This is a genomic window from Agromyces cavernae, from assembly GCF_021044935.1.
Classification (GTDB): domain Bacteria; phylum Actinomycetota; class Actinomycetes; order Actinomycetales; family Microbacteriaceae; genus Agromyces; species Agromyces cavernae.
Genome location: NZ_JAJNMP010000001.1, coordinates 942763 through 968350, shown reverse-complemented (window position 1 = coordinate 968350; position 25588 = coordinate 942763). Strand labels below are relative to the sequence as shown.

19 protein-coding genes are annotated in these 25588 nt (G+C 69.5%); 5 read left to right on the top strand and 14 right to left on the bottom strand.

Annotated features, from left to right (window positions below; genetic code table 11):
• Positions 1–29 precede the first annotated feature (29 nt).
• From recQ to LQ757_RS04405, 5 genes are all read right to left on the bottom strand, one after another.
• Complete coding sequence (recQ, locus tag LQ757_RS04425; protein ID WP_231045977.1) at positions 30–2057, bottom strand: DNA helicase RecQ; 2028 nt, start codon at positions 2055–2057, stop codon at positions 30–32.
• Between the two features lie 45 nt (positions 2058–2102).
• Complete coding sequence (locus tag LQ757_RS04420; protein ID WP_231045976.1) at positions 2103–2792, bottom strand: YcnI family copper-binding membrane protein; 690 nt, start codon at positions 2790–2792, stop codon at positions 2103–2105.
• Positions 2793–2905: 113 nt separating this feature from the next.
• On the bottom strand, positions 2906–3502 hold the full coding sequence (locus tag LQ757_RS04415; RefSeq protein ID WP_231045975.1) for a hypothetical protein: 597 nt from the start codon (positions 3500–3502) through the stop codon (positions 2906–2908).
• A 132-nt stretch (positions 3503–3634) separates the two neighbouring features.
• Complete coding sequence (locus LQ757_RS04410) at positions 3635–5518, bottom strand: bifunctional metallophosphatase/5'-nucleotidase (protein WP_231045974.1); 1884 nt, start codon at positions 5516–5518, stop codon at positions 3635–3637.
• Positions 5519–5880: 362 nt separating this feature from the next.
• Positions 5881–8556, bottom strand: coding sequence for a DEAD/DEAH box helicase (locus LQ757_RS04405; RefSeq protein WP_231045973.1), 2676 nt, complete (start codon positions 8554–8556; stop codon positions 5881–5883).
• A 202-nt stretch (positions 8557–8758) separates the two neighbouring features.
• On the opposite strand from LQ757_RS04405, the gene LQ757_RS04400 reads away from it, so the two are divergent.
• The gene (locus tag LQ757_RS04400; protein WP_231045972.1) at positions 8759–12274 is read left to right on the top strand and encodes an OmpL47-type beta-barrel domain-containing protein; all 3516 of its coding nucleotides are present in this window, start codon (positions 8759–8761) and stop codon (positions 12272–12274) included.
• 399 nt (positions 12275–12673) lie between these two features.
• On the top strand, positions 12674–14998 hold the full coding sequence (locus LQ757_RS04395; RefSeq protein WP_231045971.1) for a lipase family protein: 2325 nt from the start codon (positions 12674–12676) through the stop codon (positions 14996–14998).
• A gap of 6 nt (positions 14999–15004) precedes the next feature.
• On the opposite strand, the gene LQ757_RS04390 is transcribed toward LQ757_RS04395, so the two are convergent.
• Positions 15005–15748 carry a DUF1353 domain-containing protein gene (locus tag LQ757_RS04390; RefSeq protein WP_231045970.1) on the bottom strand — a complete coding sequence of 248 codons (744 nt, stop codon included), beginning with the start codon at positions 15746–15748 and terminating at the stop codon, positions 15005–15007.
• 12 nt (positions 15749–15760) lie between these two features.
• Positions 15761–16681, bottom strand: a complete 921-nt coding sequence (locus LQ757_RS04385; protein ID WP_231045969.1) for an AEC family transporter — start codon at positions 16679–16681, stop codon at positions 15761–15763.
• 135 nt (positions 16682–16816) lie between these two features.
• Here LQ757_RS04385 and LQ757_RS04380 point away from each other — a divergent pair, with 135 nt between their 5' ends.
• Positions 16817–19255, top strand: a complete 2439-nt coding sequence (locus tag LQ757_RS04380) for a phosphoketolase family protein (RefSeq protein ID WP_231045968.1) — start codon at positions 16817–16819, stop codon at positions 19253–19255.
• Positions 19256–19312: 57 nt separating this feature from the next.
• Here the strand turns inward: LQ757_RS04380 and LQ757_RS04375 are convergent, their stop codons facing one another.
• The 4 genes from LQ757_RS04375 to LQ757_RS04360 form a co-directional block, all read right to left on the bottom strand.
• Positions 19313–20302 carry an aldo/keto reductase gene (locus tag LQ757_RS04375; protein ID WP_231045967.1) on the bottom strand — a complete coding sequence of 330 codons (990 nt, stop codon included), beginning with the start codon at positions 20300–20302 and terminating at the stop codon, positions 19313–19315.
• 76 nt (positions 20303–20378) lie between these two features.
• Entirely contained in the window at positions 20379–20819 is a 441-nt protein-coding gene (locus LQ757_RS04370) for a VOC family protein (RefSeq protein WP_231045966.1), read from the bottom strand.
• A 107-nt stretch (positions 20820–20926) separates the two neighbouring features.
• Complete coding sequence (locus LQ757_RS04365; RefSeq protein ID WP_231045965.1) at positions 20927–21400, bottom strand: SRPBCC family protein; 474 nt, start codon at positions 21398–21400, stop codon at positions 20927–20929.
• A complete protein-coding gene (locus LQ757_RS04360; protein WP_231045964.1) occupies positions 21397–21792 on the bottom strand; it encodes an ArsR/SmtB family transcription factor in 396 nt (131 codons plus the stop codon). Before LQ757_RS04360 ends, LQ757_RS04365 begins: the two co-directional genes overlap by 4 nt.
• 176 nt (positions 21793–21968) lie before the next feature.
• Here LQ757_RS04360 and LQ757_RS04355 point away from each other — a divergent pair, with 176 nt between their 5' ends.
• Entirely contained in the window at positions 21969–22394 is a 426-nt protein-coding gene (locus tag LQ757_RS04355; RefSeq protein ID WP_231045963.1) for a VOC family protein, read from the top strand.
• 110 nt (positions 22395–22504) lie between these two features.
• Here the strand turns inward: LQ757_RS04355 and LQ757_RS04350 are convergent, their stop codons facing one another.
• From LQ757_RS04350 to LQ757_RS04340, 3 genes are all read right to left on the bottom strand, one after another.
• The gene (locus LQ757_RS04350; protein ID WP_231045962.1) at positions 22505–22843 is read right to left on the bottom strand and encodes a TFIIB-type zinc ribbon-containing protein; all 339 of its coding nucleotides are present in this window, start codon (positions 22841–22843) and stop codon (positions 22505–22507) included.
• Positions 22844–23062: 219 nt separating this feature from the next.
• The gene (locus tag LQ757_RS04345) at positions 23063–23269 is read right to left on the bottom strand and encodes a cold-shock protein (RefSeq protein ID WP_159602901.1); all 207 of its coding nucleotides are present in this window, start codon (positions 23267–23269) and stop codon (positions 23063–23065) included.
• A gap of 114 nt (positions 23270–23383) precedes the next feature.
• Positions 23384–24622, bottom strand: a complete 1239-nt coding sequence (locus tag LQ757_RS04340; RefSeq protein WP_372459625.1) for a fatty acid desaturase family protein — start codon at positions 24620–24622, stop codon at positions 23384–23386.
• On the opposite strand from LQ757_RS04340, the gene LQ757_RS04335 reads away from it, so the two are divergent.
• Positions 24621–25475, top strand: coding sequence for an NAD-dependent epimerase/dehydratase family protein (locus LQ757_RS04335; protein ID WP_231045961.1), 855 nt, complete (start codon positions 24621–24623; stop codon positions 25473–25475). The two genes, LQ757_RS04340 and LQ757_RS04335, sit on opposite strands and share 2 nt — an antisense overlap.
• Positions 25476–25588 lie beyond the last annotated feature (113 nt).

The following is a 25588-nucleotide window of genomic DNA, read 5'->3' as shown; positions in this document are numbered from 1 at the left end:
CCGCCGTCGCGAAGCGCGAAACGCCCGGATCAGCCCGCGGCCACGACCTGGAGGAGCGCCTCGCCGTAGGCCTCGCGCTTCTTCGCACCGATGCCGGTGATGCCGTCGAGGTCGTCGAGGCGCTCAGGCCTCGCGACGGCGACGGCGCGCAGGGTCGCGTCGCCGAACACGATGTAGGCGGGTACGCCCTGCTCGCGGGCCTCGGCCGCCCGCCAGGCGCGCAGCTGCTCGAACAGCTCGGCCTGGGCCGGCTCGAGGTCGGCAGCGGCCGGAGCCGCCCTGGGGCCGCGAGCACGCGCCGCCCGCTCGGGCTCGGTGCGCAGCATCACCTGGGCGGAGCCCGCGAGCACGGCAGACGCGGCATCGGTCACCGTGAGCGTGCCGTACTCGCCGTGGGTCGCGAGCAGCCCTTGCGCGAGGAGCTGTCTCACGACGCCGCGCCACTGCTGCTCCCCGAGGTCTTGGCCGATGCCCCACGTCGCCAGCGAGTCGTGACCGTACTGGCGCACGCGCGGCGTCTCTTTGCCGCGCAGGATGTCGATGAGGTGACCGGCGCCGTAACGCTGGCGCCGCTCGCGTGCGAGCCGCACGATGGTCGACATGAGCTTCTGGGCGGGCACCGTTCCATCCCACGCGGCGGGCGGCTCGAGGCACGTATCGCAGTTGCCGCATGGCCGGCTCGCCTCGCCGAAGTAGCCGAGCAGGTTCTGCCTGCGGCACTGCACGGTCTCGCAGAGCGCGAGCATCGCATCGAGGTGCTGCGTCAGCCGCCGTCGGTGCGCCAGGTCGCCGGGGCTCTCGTCGATCATGCGACGCTGCTGCACGACGTCTTGCAGGCCGTAGGCGAGCCACGCGGTCGCCGGGGCACCGTCGCGGCCGGCGCGACCCGTCTCCTGGTAGTAGCCCTCGACCGACTTCGGCAGGTCGACGTGGGCGACGAATCGCACGTCGGGCTTGTCGATGCCCATGCCGAATGCGATCGTCGCCACGACCACGACGCCGTCTTCGCGAAGGAAGCGTTCTTGCGTTCGCCGACGCACGCCCGCGTCGAGGCCCGCGTGATACGGCAGCGCGTTCACGCCGTTGGCCGCGAGGAATCCGGCGATCTTCTCGGTGCTCGCGCGCGACAGCGCGTAGACGATGCCCGAGACGGGCGTACCCGCGGCGTCGACGCCCTCGCTGCGTACGAAGTCGAGCAACTGCTTGCGCACCTCGAGCTTGGGCGCGATGCGGTATTGGATGTTGGGCCGATCGAAGCTCGAGACGAAATGCTCGGCCCCTTCGAGCGAGAGCCGCGACGTGATCTCGCGGTGGGTCGCCTCGGTGGCCGTGGCGGTGAGGGCGATGCGCGGAACATCGGGCCAGCGCTCGGCGAGCTCCGAGAGCGCGAGGTAGTCGGGCCGGAAGTCGTGCCCCCACTGGGCGACGCAGTGCGCCTCGTCGATGGCGAACAGGGCGACCGTGCCGTTCCCGAGGAAGCGCTTGACCGCCTCGCTGCCCAGCCGCTCGGGCGCGATGTAGAGCAGGTCGAGTTCGCCCGCGAGGTAGGCGCGCTCGACTGCCGCGCGCTCGGACGGCTGCTGGCTCGAATTGAGGTAGGCGGCGCGCACGCCGTTGCGCACGAGCGCATCGACCTGGTCGTGCATGAGCGCGATGAGCGGCGACACCACGATGCCCGTGCCCTCGCGCAGTAGTGCGGGGATCTGGTAGCAGAGGCTCTTGCCGCCGCCGGTGGGCATGAGCACGACGGCGTCGCCGCCGCCCGTCACCTGCTCGATGATCGCGGCCTGCTCGCCGCGGAAATCTTCGTAGCCGAAGACGGTGTGCAGCGCCTCGGCCGCGGTCGCGAACCGCGGTGGGGCTGCTGCGGCGACCAGAGGCGCCGGCGCCGCCGGCGCCGTATTCGACGCGGATGTCGCGGGGCCGGGCACCCCCTCGGGGGCGGGCTGCCACGCGTCGGCAGGGGGCGGCGGGGCCCACTCGTCGGGCGGAGGGGCGAGCTCGTCAGGATCCCACGGCACCTCTTCGGTCGGGTCGGGTTCGGTGCTCCAGCTCACCCGTCGAGTGTAACGAGCGCCCCCGACGGGCGAGCCGGATCATCCTCAGGCTCGGCGGCGTCGAGCGGTGAGCGCGAGCACGATGCCCACGGCGCCGACCACGAGGCCGCCGATGCCGAGCACCCGAGCCACCGTGTCGTCGGTGGTCGTGGCTGCGACATCCGATGCCGACTCGACGTGCTCATCGGAGACGGTCGCCGCGGTTCCGTGCCCGCCCTCTTCGCCGGTCGCCTCGGTGACGACGATCGTCGGCGCCGGGCTCTCGGGCTCGGCCTCGCCCTCTTCGGCGACCTCGCTCCAGTCGTTCTCGCCCACGACGCACGTCTGGAGCACCGGGAAGGCGAGGGTCTCGCCCGCGGCATCCTCGGGGAGACGCATCGAGAGCTCGATCGTGTCGCGATAGCCGTCTTCGACCGGGGTGATCGCGGTGTAGACGACTTGCGTCGTGCGGTCGCCCTCGACGACCTTCTCGATCGTGTAGTTCGGGTTGAGCGTCGGCGAGACGCTCGGGAACGACTCGGGGATGTCGATCGTCAGCTTCGCCGTCGGCGACTCGGCGCAGCCGTGGCTGAATGCGAACGTCAGCACGGTGCTGCTGCCGGCCGCCGTGCTGCTCGGCGTCACTCCGACGTGGGCCGAGGCGGCGAGCGGTGCGGCGAGGGCGAGGAGGGCTCCGCCGGCGAGGGCGGTGACGGCGATGGTCGTGGTGCGGATGGTCGTCGTGCGAGTGCTCATGGTGTTCCTGATTTCTGTGCGGGGGTCGCCGAAGCGACGCGTGCCGGTGTGAGGTGGTTCGGAGCCGCGGCGCGCGCGGGCGCGCAGGAGAGCAGAACGTCGGATGACGCTGCTCAGGCGGCGGCGAACCCCACCGGCGGACCCCGATGGCGCATCGCGGACAGCACGACGAGGCGAATGCTCGGGCGCGGCGAGCGCATGGCGACGGGCCGCGGTCGCGGCAGCCACGCGCCGTCGAGCACTGGGACGCTCGGCAGCACCGACGCGACGGCGACTCGGATCGCCCGCAGCGCCGCCTGCATGGCTCGCTTTCCATGACGGATGGCGACGACCGTGACGGCGATGGCGACCAGGTGCGAGACCAGCATCGGCGCCTCATAGGACAGCGGCGAACCCGCGGTCGACGACCAGTCGACGGCGGCGTGCTGATGGCTCACGGAGCCCGAGGTTGCGATGGGTGCCGCGCCCTGCACGGAGTACAGCGTGTGCAGCAGGAACTGCGTCGCCGCGACCGCGATCACGGTGCGCGTGAGCGTCAAGCGACCGCCGGCGACCGTGAGGCACAGGAGTGTCGAGAAGGCCATCGACAGCACGACGGCGAGCAGCCCCGGGGGCGCACCGCCGCCGACGGTGTGCGAGAGCGCCGCGACGAACGTCGCGAAGGCCGCGACCGCCGCGCCCTGCGCGACACGCGCCCATCTCGAAGTCACAGGGGAAGCCTAGGCGACCGGTGGACGATTCGGCCACCGTCTGGGGCGGGCACCTCACCCTCAGCGGCCGGCGTCAAGGGGAACGGCCCCCGACTCACGTCGGGGGCCGTTCTCGTATGGTCGAGACTCAGCTCACAGCGGAAGCGTGAACGAGCTCGTCGTGCCGGTCGGCGTCGTGATCACGAAGCGCGACTGCGCGGTGGCGCCCGCGGGAATGGCGAACGTCACCGTCGCCCGGCCGATCTCATCGAAGGTGTTCGGTGTGGGGAACGAAGCGTCGACCGCGGCGCTGGTGCTGAACCCGTCGAGCGAAACCGTGACGGTTCCGGCCTTCGTGTCGGCCGCCGTGCTGAAGTCGAGCGACGAGAGGTTGACCGTCGCCTGGCCGCCCGCGACGCTCACGACGTCGACCCCGACCGCGCGCTGAGCGTAGTCGGGCGATGCGGTGCCGAACGCCTCGAAGTAGTCGACCATCGCCTCGAGGTCGATCTTGCCACTGTCGGCCTTGTTCACGCCGTCGCGGAAGGTGACGAAGTTGTCACCGCCGCCCGCCAGGAACGAGTTGGCGCCCACGGTGTACGTCGCCGCGAGGTCGACCGGCGCACCGTCGAGGAACATCTCGGTGATGCGCGCATCCTCGGGGGCGTTCGGGTCGTACGTGTACGTGAACCCCTCGTTGACGCCGAGCCGCAGGAACGGACGCGACGCGCCGACGGGCTGCCACTGCTCCTCGAGAATCTGCTTGATCTGCGCACCGGTGAGGTCGAGCGTCACGAGCGTGTTCGCGAACGACTGCACGTTCGCCGCCTCGCGATACGTCGTCTCACCGGCATTGATGTCGGCTCGGAGCCCACCGGGGTTCATGAACGTGATGTCGACGTCACGGGTGCCGTCGACCTCGAGCGCCCACAGCTGCACGTCGGCGACGAAGTTGCCGAGCGTCGACTCACCACCGCGGTTCTCGACGAGGGCGGGCTGGCCGTTCACGGTGCCCGGCCGCTGGGCTCGGTTGAAGGCCGCGGTCGTCGTGCCGATCACCACGTTGCCGAGTTCGTTGGCGACCTCGGTGGCCTCGGTCACGATCGGCACGATCTCGGGATCGGGCTCGAACAGCCAGGCCGTCGGGTTGCCGTTCGCATCGAACGCGGTGGCCATCGTGTAGAGCGTGTTCTCCATCTTCGTGATGGAGCCGGTCGCACGGTCGTAGCTGATCTCCATGTTGCTGAACCGCTCGCCGTACTGGCCACTCGAGATGACCGGTCGGCCCTCGATCACGTGGTTGTACGGAAGGTGCGTGTGGCCCGAGACGATCGCGTCGATGTTGTCGTTCGCGTTGAGGACGATGTCGCCGAAGCGCGTCGTCGGATCGGTCGCCGACGCGATGTCGGTCGTCGCGGCGCCCTCGTGCACGAGCATGATGACGATGTCGGCCTCGCCGTTGCCCTTCTTGCCGTCGCTGAGCTGATCGGCGACGCGGTTCGCGGCCTCGACCGGCGAACCGACCGAGATGTCCTCGATGCCCGTGGGGCTCACGAGCGAGGGCAGCTCGTCGGTGACCGCGCCGACGAACCCGATGGTCACGCCCTGGAACTTCTGCAGCCAATACTCGGGCAGGGCCGGGTCGGTGGTGTCCTTGTGGTAGATGTTCGCGCCGAGGTACTCCCAATCGGCGAGCGGCATCACGCGATCGGTGAGGTCGGCGAAGCCCTTGTCGAACTCGTGGTTGCCGACCGAGCTCACGTCGAGTCCCGCTGCGTTGAGGGTCTCGATCGTGGGCACGTCCTGCTGGATGAACGACGTGAACGTCGATGCGCCGATCAGGTCGCCGGCGGCGGCGAACACCGTGTTCGGGTTCGCGGCACGGAACGAGTCGACGGCGCTCCCGAGGCGGGCGATGCCGCCGGCGGTGCCGGCCTGCTCGATGCGGCCGTGGAAGTCGTTGACGGTGACGAGGTTGATGTCGACGCTGCGCGCCTCTTGGCCCTTCGGCGACGGCACGGCCTGCGCCGGTGCCATCGCACCCAGCGTCAGCCCGACGGCCGTGGCTGTGGCGAGCGTGCCGGCGACGATCCGCCGGTGTGAACGTGTGGTCCCCCTGGCGCGGACGCCCGCGCCATTGGAATGTGACTGCATCCCGTGATCTCCTCTGCGAGTCGCCCGAGGAGCGTCGGATTCGCATTCCCCGGCCCTGCGTCCCCGGCACGGAGTGCAGGTGACCCTCGCAGCCTACGTTCGCGGTTCGACCCTGCCAAGGGGGTAATGCGCATTGCTTGTCGGGTCGTTACCCGAGATTCATCCGGCACCGCTCATATGAGCACGAATGCCCGGTCAGACCGCGCGAATGCGCACGAATGCGCCCAGCAGGGCCGAGCCGCACGTCAGAGCCGCACGACCTCGACGACGCGCACCACCGCGGTGCCCTGCTCGGCCGATGCCTCGAGGTCGACCTCGGCGCGGATGCGCCAATCGCGATCACCCGCCGGGTCGTCGATCGTCTGCTCGACGCGCCAGACGCCGGCAGCGGCATCCGTCTCGTCGATCGCGACGAGTTGCGGCGACCGGGCCGCCGGCCCGACGCCGATCTCGTCGTGCTCGTCGTAATACCGGTCGAGCGCGTCGGGCCAGTCGATGTCGGGGTCGAGTTCGGCGAGCTCCTCATCGCGCTCGAGCGCCGCGAGCTGCACCCGGCGGAACAGCTCGTTGCGCACCAGCACCGTGAACGCACGGCGATTGGTCACGACGCTCGGCGGGTCCGGCGGCACGACCGCAGCTTCGTCTTCGGGCAGGTGCGACGCGGGGTCGATGAGCTCGGCCCACTCGTCGACGAGACTCGAGTCGACCTGGCGCACGAGTTCGCCGAGCCACTCGATCAGGTCGAGCAGCTCCTCGTTCTTCGCCTCCGCGGGCACGGTCTGCCGCACCGCGCGGAAGGCGTCCGAGAGATACCGCAGCACGAGTCCCTCGCTTCGCGCGAGCTGATAGAACGAGACGTACTCGCCGAACGACATGCTGCGCTCGAACATGTCGCGCACGACCGCCTTGGGGCTGAGCTCGAAGTCGCGCACCCACGGCTGGCTCGACGCGAACGTCTCGAACGACTGGGCGAGCAACTCGTCGAGCGGCTTCGGCCAGGTGACCTCTTCGAGTGCCTCCATGCGCTGCTCGTACTCGACGCCGTCCTGCTTCATCACCGCGACCGCCTCGCCGCGGGCCTTGTACTGCTGCTGCGAGAGGATCGGCCGCGGGTCGTCGAGCGTCGACTCGATGATCGACACGACGTCGAGCGCGTAGTGCCCCGTGCCGACCCCGGGCGTGCCCGGCGCCTCGTCGGGGTCGAGCAGTTCGATCGCGGCGAGCGCGAACGGCGACAACGGCTGGTTGAGGGCGAAGTTCGGCTGCAGGTCGACGGTGAGCCTGATCTCGACGCCGAGCCCCGGCCTCGTCGTCGCCCCGCCGCGGCCCTCGCCGCCGCCGCCATTCGCCGAATGTTTCCGTTCCGACCCGGTGTCTCCAGTACCGCGGGCACCGTCGGTGGAAACGGAAACATTCGGCGGCATGAGGGGATTGGCGGACGAGGCGAGCGGCGCGATCACCACGACGCCCGCGTCGCGGAGGGTGCGGAAGATGTCGAGCGCGCGCCGGGCCAGCTCGAACCGCCGGGCGCGCGGCTCGTGGTTGTCGAAGACGAGCGAGCGGATGTCGCCGACGACGTCTCCCCCGCGGGCGATCACGTTGATGAGCATCGCCGCAGTGAGCTGCAGGTGCGGCGCGAGCGGTTCGGGCTGGGCCTCGACGAGCCGCTCGAACGAGACGGCGCTCCAGTTCACGAAGCCGGCGGGAGCCTTCTTGCGCACGACCTTCTTGAGCTTCTTCGGGTCGTCGCCGGCCTTGCGCAGCGCGACCTCGTTCTCGATCTCGTGGTCGGGCGCGAGCACCACGACGGTGCCGGCCGTGTCGTAGCCGGCTCGTCCGGCCCGCCCGGCGATCTGGTGGAATTCGCGAGCGCTGAGCTGACGCATCCGCTGCCCGTCGTATTTCGACAGCGCCGTGATGAGCACCGTGCGGATCGGGACGTTGATGCCGACGCCGAGCGTGTCGGTACCGCAGATGACCCGCAGCAGTCCACGCTGCGCGAGCGTCTCGACGAGCCGCCGGTACCGCGGCAGCATGCCGGCGTGGTGCACGCCGATGCCCGCCCGCACGAGGCGCGACAGGGTCTTGCCGAACGCCGTCGTGAACCGGAACCCGCCGATCGCCTCGGCGATCTCGTCGCGCTGCTCGCGGGTCACGACCCGGATCGACGACAGCGCCTGCGCACGCTCCATCGCGGCCGCCTGCGAGAAGTGCACGATGTACACGGGTGCCTGCCGGGTCTCGAGCAGCTCCTCGACGGTCTCCTGCACCGGGGTCTTCGCGTACGAGAAGTGCAGCGGCACGGGCCGCTCGACACCCGTGACCTGCGCGGTGTCGCGACCCGTGCGCCGGGTGAGATCCTCGGCGATGTCGGTGACGTCGCCGAGGGTGGCCGACATGAGGATGAACTGCGCGCGCGAGAGCGTGATGAGCGGGACCTGCCAGGCCCACCCGCGATCGGTGTCGCCGTAGAAGTGGAACTCGTCCATGACGACCTGGTCGACCGCCGCGTCGGGCCCGTGCCGCAGCGCGAGGTTCGCCAAGATCTCGGCGGTGCAGCAGATGATGGGGGCGTCGGCGTTCACCGAACTGTCGCCCGTGACCATGCCCACGTTCTGCGCGCCGAAGATCTCGACGAGCTGGAAGAACTTCTCGCTCACGAGCGCCTTGATGGGCGCCGTGTAGTACGAGCGGCCGCCCTGGGCGACGGATGCCGCGTGCGCGGCCACCGCGACGAGGGACTTTCCGGTGCCCGTGGGGGTCGAGAGGATCACGTTGGCGCCCGAGACGATCTCGATGATCGCCTCATCCTGAGCGGGGTAGAGCTCGAGCCCCCGATCGGCCGACCACTCGACGAAGGCGTCGTACATCGCGTCGGCGTCGAACGGGCGTGGCACGCGATCGAGGAGGGGCAGGGTCATCCGTCGAGTCTGTCACGCGCGCAGTCGCCGGCGGCGCACGGCCAGCCGGCGACCCTCGGACGCCGATGACATCGGAGGTTTGCGAGAAGTGCCGCACGGAAAGTGTTGACCGATCGCGACTTGGCCCCTACCTTGAGGGACGAGAGATCGGATGTTTAAGCGATTCTCGGCCGCTCGACACACCTCGAACAAAGGAGTTCCATTGGCTTACCAGGTCGCCTCCGAGATCGGCGAGGTCCATCGACCACGCCACCTCCTCCGGATGATCGCCGGTGCGGGCCTCGCCGCGCTCGCCCTGTCCACGTTCACCGCACTGCCCGCGCACGGAGCTGAAGGCGTCACCGTCTATGTCGCCCCGAACGGCAGCGACGGTAATGACGGCGCCTCGGCCTCGGCGCCGGTGAAGACGCTGGGCAAGGCCCAGCAGCTCGTCCGCGACGCGCTTCCCGGCGGCGCGCCCGTCACGGTGCAGCTCGCCGAGGGCGAGTACTACCTCGACTCCACCCTCGAACTCACGAACGCCGACTCGGGCACGGCGGACGCCCCGGTCCGCTGGGTCGGCGCCGGCGACGGCGCCACGCTCAACGGCGGCCGCCTGCTCACCGGCGCCTGGACGCCGTGGGCAGACGACCCGAGCGTGATGGTGACCGATGTCCCCGCAGGCATCGACTTCGACGAACTCTTCATCGACGACGCCCGGCAGGTGATGGCCCGCTACCCGAACTGGAACGACAGCGCCAAGCGCCTCGAAGGCACGACCACGATGGCGACGCTGAACTCACGCTCGGCCGACTGGTCGAATCCGACGACCGGCTATGTGCGCGCGATGCATTGCCACGACTGGGGCAGCGTGTCCTTCACGATCACGGGGCGCAGCGCCGGCGCGCTCTCGGTCGATTTCGTCGGCGACAACAATCGCCCGCAGGACTGCGGCTCCGGGCTGCCGATGAACGGCGGCGCAGTCATGGTCGAGAACATCCGCGAGGAGCTCGACGCTGCAAACGAGTGGTTCCTCGACCGCGAGGCGAACAAGCTCTACCTGAAGCCCGCCGTGGGCCTCGACCTCGCCACCGCGACCGTCGAGGTCGGCGAGCTCGACGAGCTCGTGACCCTCACCGGCGCAGCGCCGGGCGACCCGATCCATGACATCGCCTTCGAGAACCTCGCGTTCGAGCGCACCCACCGCACCCTCTTCAACAGCACGTTCGAGGGCCTCTCACGGGGCGACTGGTCGGTCGTCCGCAAGGGCGCGGCCACCGTGAAGAACAGCCGGGACGTGGCGTTCACGGCCACCTCGTTCACCGACCTCGGAGGCAACGGCATCTTCCTCGACGGCTACAACAGCGGGACGAAGATCACGGCGAGCCGGTTCGAGAACAACGGCGCCACCGACGTGCACGTCGTCGGGTCGCCCTCCGCCGTCCGCGACTACGCCGGCAACTACTTCACTACTCCGCGCATCACCGACCTCGGCGCCGGACCCAAGACCGAGGATTACCCGCGTGACGTGCTCATCCAGGGCAACGTCATGCGCAACAACGGGCGGTACGAGAAGCAGACCTCCTCGGTCAACATCTCGATGGCGCTCGACGTCACCGTGCGCGGCAACTCGCTCTCGGACAGCCCGCGCGCCTGCCTGAACTTCTCCGACACCACGTGGGGCGGGCACCTCATCCAGGACAACGACATCTTCGACTGCGTGCGCGAGACCGGCGACAACGGCTCGATCAACGCGTGGGGTCGCAGCCGCTTCTGGAAGACGGGCGCGGCGAACAACGCGTTCGCGAGCCTCGCCGACGGCGTCGAATTCATGGGCAACACGGGCGGTACGCTCACCGCCGAGCAGGCACGCGAGATGATGAAGCTCGACACGGTCGAGCCGATCACGATCGACCACAACCGCTTCTGGCACGACGGCGACTGGGCCATCGACCTCGACGACGGGTCGTCGAACTTCGTCATGACGAACAATGTGCTGCTGAAGGGTGGCGTCAAGCTGCGAGACGGCTTCGACCGTACGCTGCGCAACAACCTCATCCTCGACGGCTCGACCTACGAGCAGGTGAGCTACATGCCCGGCGGTGACGAGATCGACCGCAACATCACGCTCGGGCGACTCCCCTACGACAATGTGCTCAACGATCCGACCCGCGCGCAGTACGCGATCGGCAAGAACCTCTTCTGGAACGCCGGCGCCGCGATCGACATCCGGCCGCGCGGCGGCGTCACCGAGAAGCTCTCGGTCGACGGGACGTCGCTCAACACGGCGACGAGCTGGTACGCCGCGGGGCTCGACCGCGACTCCGTCGTCGGCGACCCGGCATTCACGAGCGCCGACCCGGCCGGCGACTACGACTTCGTGGTCGGCAGCGCCTCGCCCGCACTCGCGCTCGGATACGAGAACATCCCGATGACGGGCTTCGGCGCGCCGGGCGGCGCGCTGCCGCCCGAGGCGGTGCTGCCGACCGGCACGACCGGTCCTGACCCGATCGAGCTCGCCCGGCGCAAGTACGTCGAGCAGCTCTGGGGCGGAAGCATCGCGAACATCACCACGACGGCCGAGCAGTCGTCGTACGCGATCAGCGACTACAAGGGCGTGAAGTTCGTCACCGTGCCCGACGGCAGCGTCGCCGCGGCCTCGGGCCTGCGCACCGACGACCTCGTGCGCACCATCAACGGCACCGAGGTCACCGAGCAGCGCAACTCGTTCTGGCAGGCGTACAACGCGCTGGCGGCGGGCGAGCCGATCACGCTCGGCGTCCGTCGAGCCTCGACCGACGTCACCGTCACTCTCACGAAGCCGACCGAGCCGGAGTTGCTCAACAACACGTCAGGCGTCGTCTACCGGACGGCGGCGTCGCCGACCCGGGAGACGTGGCTCTGGCGCGACGCGGCGCGCGGCGGCGGCGGCGCCTGGCTCGACGACATCGACGCGACGCAGAGCCTCGGCGACTCGTGGGAGCTGACCTTCCACGGCACCGGCATCGATGTCGTGTCGCAGATCAACAGCGACCTCGGAGATGTCGACATCAGCATCGACGGCGAGTTCAGGAAGACCCAGTCGTTCGCGAACCCGACCCGCCTGCACCAGCAGACGGTGCTCTCGATCAGCGACCTGGCTCCCGGTGTCCACACCATCACCGGCACGATGAAGTCCGGCAGCTACATGATCGTCGACGCGTTCCGGACCCATCCCGTCGTCCCCGACACCGGTGCTCCGCAAGTCGCGCTCACGACCTCCCCCGAAATGCCCGAGAGCGGCTGGTTCACGGGTGGGGTGGCCGTCACGGCGACCGCAACCGACGATGTCGACGAGGCGCCGTCGCTCGAGATCTCGACCGGCTCAGGTTGGCAGCCCTACACGGAGCCGCTCGCGATCGCGACCGACGGCACGACGACGGTCACGGCGCGCGCCACCGACGCCGCGGGCAACGTCTCCGAGGAAACGACCATCATCGTCCTCCGTGACACCGTCGACCCCAACACCACCGCGAGGGTCGACACGAAGAAGCGGGTTGTCACGCTCACGGCGACGGACGCCACGTCGGGCCTCAGCCGGATCGAGTACCGCATCGGCGAAGGCGCGTTCCAGACGTACACCGGACCGATCCAGGCCGCCAAGGGCGCGACGACGATCACGTACCGGGCGATCGACGCGGCGGGCAACACCGAGTCGGATCGAACCCTCGAACTCGAACGGAAGGCCGGGCCGATGTAGTCGGCACCTCGGGCGGAGCCGCTGAGGCGGGTGGTGCGCGGGCACCGCCCGCCTCAGTCGTGCGGGGCGTGGTTCGTGAGCACCGCCCGCCTCAGTCGTGCGGGGCGAATCTCGAAGAAGACCCGGTCCGATCGCATTCGGTCCGATCGCATTCGAAGGGGGAAGCCGGCCGGCAACGCGGATTCGGGTGCGTGATGCCGGCCGGCTTCGCGACCGCCGCGATCCCGGTGACAGTTCCCCCTGCAGTCCGGAAGCGGCGATCGTGTTCAACGGTAGATTCCGATGCCCGCCCATGGGATCAGGGCCAGCACTGACATCGGATGCGGCCGGTCACTGTTCCGCGAAAGGGCCGGGAGCGCTAGCGTTCGCTCAGATGTCACTCCGAGGAAGGCCCCCGCGATGCGTATCTCCACGGAAGCCGCGCCCGGCACGGAAGCCGCGCCCGGCACCGAAACCGCGCCCGGCACCGAAGCTCCGGCCGAAGTCGTCGAGGCCGAGACGGCCGGCGGGGCACTCGCCGCCCCCTTCGATGTCGCGCTCGTCGTCGTGCACGGGATGGGCGACGCCTACACGAGCCAGATCCTGCTCGAGTGGGCCGAGCCGCTGCTCGGCCGGCTCGAGTGGCTGGCGCGCGACCCCCTGATCGGCGGCAACCGGGAGGGGTTCGGCGTCGTCATCGACGAGTCCACGCTCGCCGGCGAGACGCCCGTCGTGACCGCGACGGTGACATTCCCGAAGCGGCAGGGCGAGCAGGGTGCCCGGCGCACGGGGCCGATCGGCGAGCCTGAGAAGGCGACGCGCCGGATCGCGATCGTCGAGGCACGCTGGGAGGACGCGTTCGTGCCGCTCGATCGCCGCACGGTGTTCAAATGGGCGGTCCCCTTCATGTGGCGCGCGTTCGGGCGCATGCTGCGCCTGTTCGCCTACACGCTCGTGCTCGTGCACTGGTACGTCCTGCTGCGTCACCTCAGGGGCGAAACGAAGACGCTGCTGCCCAAGTGGCTGAACATCCCCATCGACCTGGTCCGCCTCGCAGCGTCGACCCTGTTGTTCGCCGTGATCTGGGTGTTCATCGTGGCGCTCGGCCTCGTGCTCACGCCGATCCTGCCGCTGCTGAGCCCGCTGCTCATCTTCCCGTGGTTCGCGAACGTCGCGAAGGCCACCCTCGACACGATCGTCGAATCGATCGGCGACGCGGCGACCTGGCGAGAGCGGCCGGTGAGGGCGAGCGCGATGCGCATGGTCGTTCGCGACGCGGTGACCCGCGCCAAGCGGCTCGTGGGGGACTCGGGCGAGGTGCACGTGCTCGCGCACTCGCAGGGTGCCGCGGTGGCAACGTACGCGCTGCTCGAGGAACTCACGCCGAACGCCTACAACGTACGACGCCTCACCACCGTCGGCGCCGCGGTCGTGCTGCTCGGCGCCGACACGTGGCCCGGCCGTAACACCCCGTACCGCCCGATCGAGAGGTGGATCGCGCTCAACGCCGACCTCCCCGATGAGAAGCGCCTTGTCTGGCAGAACTACTGGGCCACCTGGGATCCGTTCTCGGCCGGGCCTATCGCCGACGGGTCGAAGACACTGCAGCGGCGCTGGCGGGCCTCGTACTTCCCGGAGATCGCGTCGACACCAGACGGCCCAGAAGAGCATGCGGTGCACAACACGAGTCAGCCGTTCCTCGATCACTCGCTCTACTTCGACAACGTCACCGAGGTCATCGAGCCGACGGCACTGAACCTCCTCGGCGACGACTATCCGCGACCGCCCAAGGCGGTGGCGTACGTCGAGTCGCGCCTGGCGGTCATCGCGAAGAAGTCGCTGGCGGCCAACGTGCTCGCCGCCGTCGTGATCGCCGCGATCGTGCCGGGGCTGCCGCCGGTCTCCGAGTTCCTCGCCGGCGTGCTCCGCGACATCTCGGCGTTCTTCTCGGGGGTGTTCGACCTGTTCAACGGCTCGGCACCCGCGCCCGGGTTCGAGGAGAGCGTCGGATGGTTGCGACGTGACAGCGAGCCCGAGTCCCTCTCGATCTGGGGTTGGATCGTCGCGGCGGTCCTGATCCTCGCCGCTCTGATCTGGGTGAACCAGCTGCTGCACCGTTTCATCCTGCGCTCGCGTGTGTGGAAGCGCTGCCCGATGGACGCGCGCAGGTGGCTTGCGTACACGATGATCCCCCGGTCGGTCTACGCGCTCCTCGCCTCCGCCGCGGTGTTCTTCGGCATCATGCTCTGGCCGGACTGGTCGGGGAACACCGAGACCGACACGGCCTGGGCGCTCACGTGGATTGCCATCGCGCTTGTGCTCCTCACGGCGATCGCCGTGTTCCAACCACGCTTCGCTCCCGCGCCCGTCGTCCTGCGCGGCACCATGCCGCCGAAGTTCGTCGAGCCCCAGGCCGCTGCCGCACCACCCGCCGCGGCGGCGGCGAACGCGACGTTGCCCGTCGATGTGCCGGCGAGCGAACAGACCACCGCCGGTACGCGTGCACCGGCCGGGTTCGCGGCGAACCTCGCGATCAACGCCCCGGTGCGCGAGGCGACCGCCCGCGAGCAGATGACGCTCGGCAAGGCGATGGATGCTGAGGACTACACCCTCGAGCGCGACGCTCGCCGCCGGATCGTATCACCTGAGCGCTGGCCGACTCGACCTTCGACTGGCCGCGCCAACCGTCGGCGCCCGTCAGACCCTTCGATGCCCGCGGCACCGGGCGCGACCGGCACCGTCTGACCCTCGCTACCGCCGGCGCCCCGACCGCCCGACCGCGGTCGGCCGCACGACCGATCCCGGGTCGCCGCCGGTCACCAGCTCGACGATCACCTCGATGAGCCGGAACGGTGCGACCGCGAGCAGCTGCAGCACGACGAGCGGCGACAGCACCGCGCCCGAATAGTTGAGCAGCAGCATGAGCGGCGCGAGCCGCCACCACGGCACGGCGGCGATCGCGGGCAGCACCGCGAGCACGAGCCATCCGATGTTCCAGAACGCGAGCACGGATGCCGCGACGACGACGATCGCCCCCAGGATGGCCTGCCAGACGAAGACCGCGCCGGCGACGCCGGCGAGCCCGCGCTCGCGGTCGGCCGAGACCCACGCCCACATGAGCGTCGACCGCAGCAGCGGCACGCCCTGCTCGCGCAGTGCCGTACGGAACACCCGGTCGACCTCGCGCCGCCGCTCGAGTTCGGCGCGACGGTCGGGCGTCACCGGTTCGTCGGTCGGGGCCGCGTACACGTCGTGCATCACGGCGGGCGCCGACTGGCGGCCGTAGCTCGCGATGAAGGCCCAAACAAGGGTCGGCACCGAGGCGAGATCGGTCTCGACGCGCTGACCGGACTGCTCGGGGACCGGATAACGGCGCCCTGAGGCGGGATCGACGTACACGAACGGCTCGCGCAGTTCGAAGCGGTACCCGTCGGCCGGCCGCTGCGCGAGCGCGAGTTCGTCGAGCGGGTGTCCGTCGTCGGTGAGGAACGGCATCTGGTCTCCTTGTCAGCCGAGCAGGAATGCGACCGTGAGCAGCACCGGCACCGAACCGACCGTCGTGATGAACACGGTGTCGCGGGCGACGATCTCGGCGGTCTCGTAGCGTTGCGCGTAGTTGAACACGTTCTGTGCGGTCGGCAGCGCGGCGAGCACCGTGACGGCGTACAGGGCGACGTCGTCGAGGCCGAACACGAAGCGGCCGATCGCCCAGGCGGCGAGCGGCATGACGACGAGCTTCAACGCCGAGGCGAGCAGCACGTCGCGACGCCCGGTGCCGGCCTCGAGCAGGCGTTGCCCGTGCAGCGACAGCCCGTAGGCGATGAGCATGAGCGGCACCGCCGCGTTGCCGATGAGGGCGATGGGCTCGAGCACGATCGGCGGCAGTTCGAGCCCGGTGACGGCCACGAGCACGCCGAGCAGCGAGCCCACGATGATGGGGTTCGTGATCGTCGAGCGCACGATCTGCCACGCGGATGTCGCACCGGTGACCTTCGCGCCGAGGATCGCGAGCGCGATCGGGGCGAACAGCAGCAGCTGCAGCAGCACGATCGGTGCCGAGTAGGCCGCGTCGCCCAGCATGTACACGGCGATCGGGATGCCGAAGTTGTTGGCGTTGACGTAGCCCGAGCCGAGCGAGCCGACGACGGTGCGGGCGATGCCGCGTCGCCAGATGAGCAATGAGATGAGGGCGAACACGAGCATCACCGCGACCGCGGCGATCGCCGAGACCGGCAGCAGCACCGAGAACAGGGCGCCGACATCGGCCCGGGCGAGCACCGAGAAGAGCAGGAACGGCGCGAGCACGCTGAAGTTGAGCCGTGCGAGCACCGGCCGTGCCTCGGGGCCGAGTACGCCGGTGCGGCCGGCGATGTAGCCGACGATCACCGCGAGCGCGATGACCGCGAACCCCGTGAAGACCTCGATCATGCGCGCCCGCCACCCGTTCGGGTCGCGGGCGCGTCGCTCGTCGTCTCGGGGTGGATCATCGCCACCACGCTACCCGGGCGACACCTCCGCGACCTACGCTCGAAGGGCACGCCGAGCCGAACGAACGGGGAGACGATGGCCGCAGCAGCCGAGCAGGGTGAGGGGTTCGATCGAGGCGGGGGCGCGGCATCCGTGCCGCTCGACATCGTCGACGCGTGGTGGCGGGCCGCCAACTACCTCAGCGTGGGCCAGATCTACCTGATGCGGAACCCGCTGCTCGATGCACCGCTCGAGCGCGACGACGTCAAGCCCCGGCTGCTCGGGCACTGGGGCACCTCCCCCGGACTCAACCTCGTCTATGCGCACCTGAACCGGGCGATCGTCGAGCGCGGCACGCCGACGCTCTACGTGTGCGGGCCGGGGCACGGCGGCCCGGCGATGGTCGCGAACACGTGGCTCGACGGCACGTACTCCGAGCTGTTCCCTGCGGTGACGGCCGACCGTGCGGGCATGGAGCGGCTGTTCCGCCAGTTCTCGTTCCCGGGCGGCATCCCGTCGCACGCGGCGCCCGAGACGCCCGGATCGATCAACGAGGGCGGCGAGCTCGGATACTCGCTCATGCACGCCTACGGCGCGGCGCTCGACAGTCCGGGTCTCGTGGTCGCGTGCGTGATCGGCGACGGCGAGGCCGAGACCGGCCCGCTCGCCGCGAGCTGGCGGGCACACACGTTCCTCAACCCCCTCACCGATGGCGCGGTGCTGCCGATCCTGCACCTGAACGGGTTCAAGATCGCGAACCCCACCCTGCTCGCCCGCATCCCGGAGTCCGAGCTCGTCGAGTTCCTGCGCGGCAACGGGTACGAGCCGCTCCTGGTCACAGGCGGCTTCGACGGTGAGGACCCGATGGCCGTGCACGCCCGCATGGCCGACGCGATCGACGTGGCGTACGACCGCATCGCCGATATCCGAGCGGATGCCTCGGCGGGAGCATTCGACGTGGCGGCGCCGCGCTGGCCCGCCATCGTGCTGCGCACGCCCAAGGGCTGGACCGGCCCGCGCGTCGTCGACGGCGTGCAGGTCGAGGGCACCTTCCACTCGCACCAGGTGCCGCTCTCGGGCGTGCGCGAGAACGCCGAGCACCTCGCGCTGCTCGAGCAGTGGCTGCGGTCGTACCGTCCGGAGGAGCTCTTCGACGGGGAAGGGCGCCCCGTCGCCGGGCTCGACGTCGTGCGACCCACGGGCGGCCTGCGCATGAGCGCGACCCCGGCGGCGAACGCCGGCATCGTCCGGGCCCTCGAGCTGCCCGACACCGCGCCGTTCGCGCTCGAGGTCGACCCCGACGCGCGCGGCTCGAGCGGGCAGGCGATGACGGCGTTCGGCACCTGGTTCGCCGAGCTCATGCGCCACAACCCCGACGACGTGCGCCTGTTCGGCCCTGACGAGGTGCTCTCGAACCGGCTCGGCGCCGTGTTCGAGGTCACGTCACGCGCGTGGGCGGCTCGGCTGCATCCGCTCGACGAGCACCTCGCCCGCTCGGGACGCGTCATCGAGGCGCTCAGCGAACACCTCATGCAGGGCATGCTCGAGGGCTACCTGCTCACGGGGCGGCACGGGCTCATCACGAGCTACGAGGCGTTCATCCACATCGTCGACTCGATGTTCAACCAGCACGCGAAGTGGCTCGAGTCCGCGAGGGACGTGCCCTGGCGCGGCGATGTGGCATCGCTCAACTACGTGCTCTCGTCGCACGTGTGGCGCCAGGACCACAACGGTTTCTCGCATCAGGACCCGGGCTTCCTCAACGTCGTCGTCAACAAGCAGGCCGAAGTGGTGCGGGTGTACCTGCCGCCCGACGCGAACACCATGCTCGCCGTCATGCGCCACGCGTTCGACACGCAGAACCGCGTCAATGTCGTGGTCGCCGGCAAGCAGCCGCACCCGCAGTGGCTCACCGCCGACGAAGCCGACGCGCACGTCGCGGCCGGGCTCGGCGTGTGGGCGTGGGCGGGCAACGAGCCCGGGTTCGACGCCGACGACCCCGGGGCATCCGTGCCCGACGTGGTGCTCGCCTGCGCCGGTGACGTGCCCACCATGGAGACGGTCGCCGCCGCGCAACTGCTGCGCGAACGGTTGCCCGACCTCGCCGTGCGGGTCGTGAACGTGGTCGACCTGATGCGCATCCAGGACCCGTCGCACCATCCGCACGGCATGCGCGACCTCGAGTTCGACGCGGTCTTCACGCGATCGGCACCCGTGATATTCGCGTTCCACGGCTACGCGTCACTGATCCACCAGCTCGCCTACCGGCGCACCAACCACGCCAACCTGCACGTGCGCGGGTTCATCGAGAAGGGCACCACGACCACGCCGTTCGACATGCTGCACCTGAACGATCTCGACCGGTTCCGGCTCGCGCTCGACGTGCTGCGCCGCGTGCCCGGGCTCGCCGGACGCCCCGGCGTCGCCGAGATCGCCGACGAGTGGCACGCGGCCCGGGCTGCGGCACGCGAGTACGCCTACGAGCACGGCGAGGATCCCGCGCAGATCACGGGCTGGCAGTTCCGAGCGGGCTGACGCGCGGCGGGCGGGATCTCGAGACGCGCTTCGCGCTCCTCGATCAGCGGGACGCGGCTACCAGCGGCCGTGCACCTGCGTGCGGATCTCGCGGTCGTACAGTTCGCGCACGACGTCGTCGAAATCCTCGGGCAGTTCGAGCGAGCCCGCGGCGGCGTTCGCCCGTGCCTGCTCGGGGTTGCGTGCGCCCGGGATCACCGTGCTCACGCCCGGCTGGGTCGCGACCCACGCGAGCGCGACCTGCGCGGGCGTGCGCTCGGGTGCCGCGTCGTGGGCGAGCTCGCTGAACTCCGTCGCCGCGCGCACGCCGGTGGCGTAGTCGACGCCCGAGAAGGTCTCGCCGACGTCGAACGACTCGCCGTGGCGGTTGAAGCTGCGGTGGTCGTTCGGCGCGAACTGCGTGTCGAGGGTGTAGCGCCCCGAGAGCAGCCCGCTCGCGAGCGGGACCCGCGCGATGATGCCGACGCCCGCCGCGCCCGCGGCAGGCAGCACCTGGTCGAGCGGCTTGAGCCGGAACGCGTTGAGGATGATCTGCACGGTGGCCACGTTCGGCCGGGCGATCGCGGTGAGGGCTTCTTCGACCTGCTCGACGCTCACGCCGTAGTTCGCGATGGCCCCCTCGTCGACGAGGGTGTTGAGCGCGTCGAACACCCGGTCGTCGCCGAACACGGAGGTCGGCGGGCAGTGCAGCTGCACGAGGTCGAGCCGGTCGACGCCGAGGTTCGCGCGCGAGCGGTCCGTCCAGGAGCGGAAGTGCTCGAGGGAGTAATTGGCATGCTCCTGGGGCATCCGCCGGCCCATCTTGGTGGCGACCGTCACACCCGAGTCGGGGTGTTCGCGCAGCCAGCGGCCGATGAGGGATTCACTGCGGCCGTCGCCGTAGACGTCGGCGGTGTCGAAGAACGTGACGCCGGCTTCGCGCGCGGCGTCGAGCACGGCGAGTGCTTGGCCCTCGTCGACGTCGCCCCAGTCGGCGCCGAGCTGCCAAGTGCCGAGTCCGATGACTGAAACGGTGCGGCCGGTGCGGCCGAGGGTGCGCGTCTGCATGATGCTGCCCACGATATCGGCACCGCCCGACCGGCGGGCCGGCCGTGAGGGCGCGGCCCGCCCGTCGTCTGGCCGGTCAGCGCTCGGAGTCTTCGCCGAACCGCTGCCGTGCCTCGGCCGGGATCAGGGGGCGCTCCGCGCGAGCCTTGATCTGCTGCACGGCCCAGGTGTTGCCGTCGGGGTCGGCGAACCCGAAGAAGGTGCCGCCGTCGCGCGGGTCGATGACCTGGATCTCGCTGCACTCGACCCCACGCGAGGTGAGCTCGTCGCGTGCGGCGGCCGCGTCGGCGACCACGAGCTGGATGCCCTTCAACGATCCTGGCGCCATCTCCTGTTGCGCCGGCAACGAGCCGATGACGATCGAACACCCCGAGCCGCGCGGCGTGAGCTGCGCGACATGCATGTGCTCGTTCTGCGTGTCGTGGTCGAGTGCGAAGCCGACCTGGTCGCGGTAGAAGGCGATCGATCGGTCGAGGTCGCTCACCGGCACGATGACGACTTCGAGGGTCCAGTCCATGATGTGCTCCGTTTCAGGGTGGGTCGTTCAGTGGCAGGGCGAGCGGATGCCGCGACACGAGGCCGCGCTGCGACATCCGCTCGCCCATGATCAGGCAGCGATGGGCATCAGGCGGCGACGAGCGCGTCGAGGCGTTCGTAGCCCTCGCGGATGCCGGTCTCCATGTCGCTCGCAACCATGCCGTCGCGCGACTCGACGGTGGGGTACACCGAGTGGATGCGCAGCCGGGTGCGGCCGTCGCCGAGGTCTTCGAACGTCATCGCCTCGATCGCGACGACGTCGGGGTAGCCCTCGAACTCGAACGTCTGGATGGCGAACTCGTTCTCGCGAACGGTGTGGAACGTGCCCCGGAACGCGAAGGATTCGCCCTCGGCGTTCGTGTGCACGTAGCGGTAGCCGCCCTGCGAGACGAAGTCCCAGCGCTCGACGTTCATCTCGTAGCCGTTCGGCCCGAGCCACTGCGTGATGAGCTCGGGGTCGCGATGCGCGTTGAACACCGCAGCCACGGGGGCGTCGATCTCGCGCTCGATGTCGATGAAGGGAAGCCCCTCGGGGGCGGTGATGGTGACGGGGTTCGTCATGATTCTGCGTCTTCCTGTGTGCCGTCGGGGGTGCCCCCGGCGGATGATGCGGCGCGGCCGCGGTCGGTGGCGAGCAGCGCGTCGAGTGCCCGGAACTGCTGCTCGTGGATCAGCCGGTAGCGGTCGATCCACGCGGTGAGTGCCTCGAGGGCGGCGGCATCGAGGTGCACCGGGCGACGCTGGGCGTCGCGGGTGCGCGTGACGAGGCCGGCCTGCTCGAGCACCTGGATGTGCTTCGAGACCGCCTGCTTGGTGATCTCGAACGGTTCGGCGAGTTCGTTGACCGTGGCCGGCCCGCGACTCAGGCGGGCGATGATGCGACGGCGTACCGGGTCGGCCAGCGCCGTGAAGGCGCGGTCGAGGCGGTCGTCGGCACTCGGATCCACGATCATCACCCACCTCCGATCGATTGCGTGTTGATCAATGTGTTGCTTGATCAACTGCTTGATTGATTACCAACATACGAGCGATGGATGACCCTGTCAAGGGTTTCCCGAGGGGTTGCCGCAGTCCGTCCGAGCGGCCACGCTCGGATTGTCACGAACGACGAGTCGAAAGGGTGGACACGATGGTCACGCTCAACCCCTATCTCAACTTCCCCGACAACGCCCGCGAGGCGATGGAGTTCTACCACTCGGTCTTCGGCGGCGAGCTCACGACGAGCACGTTCGCCGAGTTCGGCGCCGCCGAAGACCCGGCCGACGCCCAGAAGATCATGCACAGCCAGCTCGAGTCGGGCAGCATCACCCTCATGGGAGCCGACACGCCCAGCTCCCTGACGTTCCCGGGCACCAACAGCAACATCTCGGTCTCGCTCTCGGGCGGCCCCGACGACGACGCCACGCTGCGCGGCTACTGGGACAAGCTCGCCGAGGGCGGCACGATCGCGCAGCCGCTCGAGGTCGCGCCCTGGGGCGACGCATTCGGCATGCTCGAAGATCGCTACGGCACGACCTGGCTCGTGAACATCGGAGGCGCCGGCAGCCCGGGCTGACGTCGGCCCCGGTCTCTCGCGTTCCGGGGGTGCTTTCGCGCCAGATTTCGTGGAATCCTGCTCGAAATCGGCGCAGAAGCACCCCCGGAGCGGGGGAAGGGAGTCGGGACTCAGTCGAAGAGCTCGGAGAGCCAGCTCTCCTTCTTCTTCTTGCGGTACTGGCCCTGATCGCCGTACCCGCGGTTGTCATAGCCGCGGTTGTACCCGTTGTCGTAGGACTGCTGGCCGTAAGCCGGTTGCCCGTACTGCGGCTGCTGCGGCTGAGCAGGAGCGGGCGGCTGGGTCGGCGCGGACTGCTGGGCGCCACCGAGCTCACGGCCCGCGCGCTCGACGATCTTGTCGAGCTCGCCCCGGTCGAGCCACACACCGCGGCACGTGGGGCAGTAGTCGATCTCGATTCCGCTGCGCTCGCTCATCACGAGCACGGTTCCATCAGTGGGGCACTGCATTCGGGGCTCCTCCTCGGGGGTCGTGATGCGAGCGTACGGAGCGAAGCTGGGGAGATGCCCGGACGGGGCGGCGGGTCTCGATACACGTCACCTCCGGCGCCGCTGGCCGACGACGAACGCGAGCGAGCGGATGCCCCGGCACGCGCCTCACGCAGAGGCGGCGGCCGTGACATCCGCTCATCGACCGGCGGCTTCGCCGCCGATCAGGGGGTTCGAGAACTAGCCGATGACGGTGATGTTCTCGGCCTGCAGGCCCTTGGGGCCGCGGGCGGTCTCGAACTCGACCTTCTGGTTCTCTTCGAGCGAGCGGTAGCCGCCCGACGCGATCGCGCTGAAGTGCGCGAAGACGTCGGCGCTGCCGTCGTCGGGGGCGATGAAGCCGAAGCCCTTGTCGGCGTTGAACCACTTGACGGTTCCGGTAGCCATATTTCTTTTCCTTCTGTAAAGCCGAGCCGCCGTGGCGGCTGCGACGTGCACGACCTCAGGTCGTGCGGGGTTCCGCCGGCGACGTCCGCCTGCGGAAGTGTGTGGCCCGGGTGATCAGACTCTGCGGAACTGGTTCACCATCGGGCAGTCGAACGGATCGCGCGCGGCGAGGCCGACGCGATTGAGGTACTGGATGACGATGCCGTACGACTGCAGCATCGTCGTCTCGGTGTACGGCACGTCGAGGGTGCGGGAGTACTCGCGGACGATCTCGCGCGCCTTCGCGAGGTGCGGTCGGGGCATGTTCGGGAACAGGTGGTGCTCGACCTGGTAGTTGAGGCCGCCGAAGAGCGCGCTCGCCCACATGCCGCCCGAGATGTTGCGCGACGTGAGCACCTGCTTCGAGAAGAAGTCGAGCTTCGCATCGGCGGGGATGATCGGCATGCCCTTGTGGTTGGGCGCGAACGAGGCACCCATGTAGATGCCGAACACGGCGAACTGCACGCCGATGAACGCGAACGCCATGCCGAGCGGCAGCACCCAGAAGATCGCTCCGAAGTACACGGTGAAGCGCGCCGCGATGAGGCCGAGCTCGATCCAGCGGCCCTTCACCGGGCCGCGCGCGAAGAGGGTGCTGATCGACCGGTAGTGCAGGTTGATGCCCTCGAGCGTGAGCAGCGGGAAGAACAGATAGCCCTGCTTGCGCGTGATCAGCGCCATGAGGCCGCGCTGCTTCGCGGCATCGGCCTCGACGAACGAGATCGTGTCGAAGTCGATGTCGGGGTCTTTGCCCACCTTGTTCGGATTCGCGTGGTGACGCGTGTGCTTCGTCATCCACCACGAGTAGCTGATGCCCACGACGCCGGCCGCGAGGATGCGGCCGACCCGGTCGTTGGCCGGCCCGGACTCGAGCACCTGGCGATGCGAGGCCTCGTGGGCCAGGAACGCGAACTGCGTGAAGATGATGCCGAGCGCACCCGCCATCAGCAACTGGAACCAGGAGTCGCCCAACAGGATGAACCCGGTGATCGCGCCGCCGAGCGCGAGCGTCAGCAGGCTCACGAGCGCGAGGTAGAACCAGCGTGTGCGGTTGAGCAGCCCCGACTCGCGGACGACTCGGGAGAGGGCGGTGTAGCTGCGGGTGATATCCGTGGAGCCGGTGCGGGGCTTCGTAGCCCGGATCGCACCGAGAGATTCGGTGTGAGAGATGTGCGTGTCCCAGCTGTCGTCGACTTCCCAGCCGGGGATCGCGGGTAGAGCACCCGCTGCAGATGATCCGACCCTAGCCGGTCGGCATGGGAGGGCGCTGGGAGATGTCCTCGCGGCGGTTGGCGGTGCGAGACTGAATCGCATGCGCATCATCGTCACCGGCGGCTCGGGCAAGCTCGGTCGCACCGTCGTCCGCACCCTCCGTGACGAGGCCAACCAGGTCGTGAACCTCGATCGCGTCGGCGAGCGCGGCACCTTCATACAAGTCGACCTCACCGACTTCGGGCAGGTGATCGACGCGATCGCGGGCGTCGACGACCGTCACGACGGCGCCGATGCGATCGTGCACCTCGCCGCGATCCCCGCGCCGGGTCTCGCAAGCGATGTCGCGACCTTCCACAACAACATGCTGACGACGTTCAACGTGTTCCAGGCAGCGAGGCGGCTCGGCATCACCCGCATCGTGTATGCGTCGAGCGAGACCGTGCTCGGGTTGCCGTTCGAGGAGCCGCCGCCCTATGTCCCCGTCGACGAGGACTACGCCGCTCGACCCGAGAGCACGTACTCGCTCGTCAAGCACCTGGAGGAGCAGATGGCGATCGAGCTCGTCCGCTGGCATCCCGAACTCTCGATCACGGCGCTGCGATTCTCGAACGTCATGGACCCCGCCGACTACGCCGAGTTCCCATCGTTCGACGCCGACGCGACCCTGCGCAAGTGGAACCTGTGGGGCTATGTCGACGGCCGCGACGGTGCACAGGCCGTGAGCCGCGCGCTCGCGACGGCTGGTCCGGGCTTCGAGCGGTTCATCATCGCCGCGGCCGACACCGTCATGTCACGGCCGAACGCCGAACTGCTCGCGGAGGTGTTCCCGGATGTCCCGGTCCGCGGCGATCTCGGAACGCACGACACCTTCCTCTCGATCGAGAAGGCACGCCGCCTGCTCGGCTACGAACCGCGGCACTCGTGGCGCGACCACGCGACGCCGAACCCGTAGCCCGGTACGTCGACACCGTTCACCCGAGGTTCACCCCTCGGCCACGCGGCATCCGCTCATCGCGTTCCCGGCCCCGGCAATCTGACCGTGTGCGTCCGGACGCGGCGCACCGA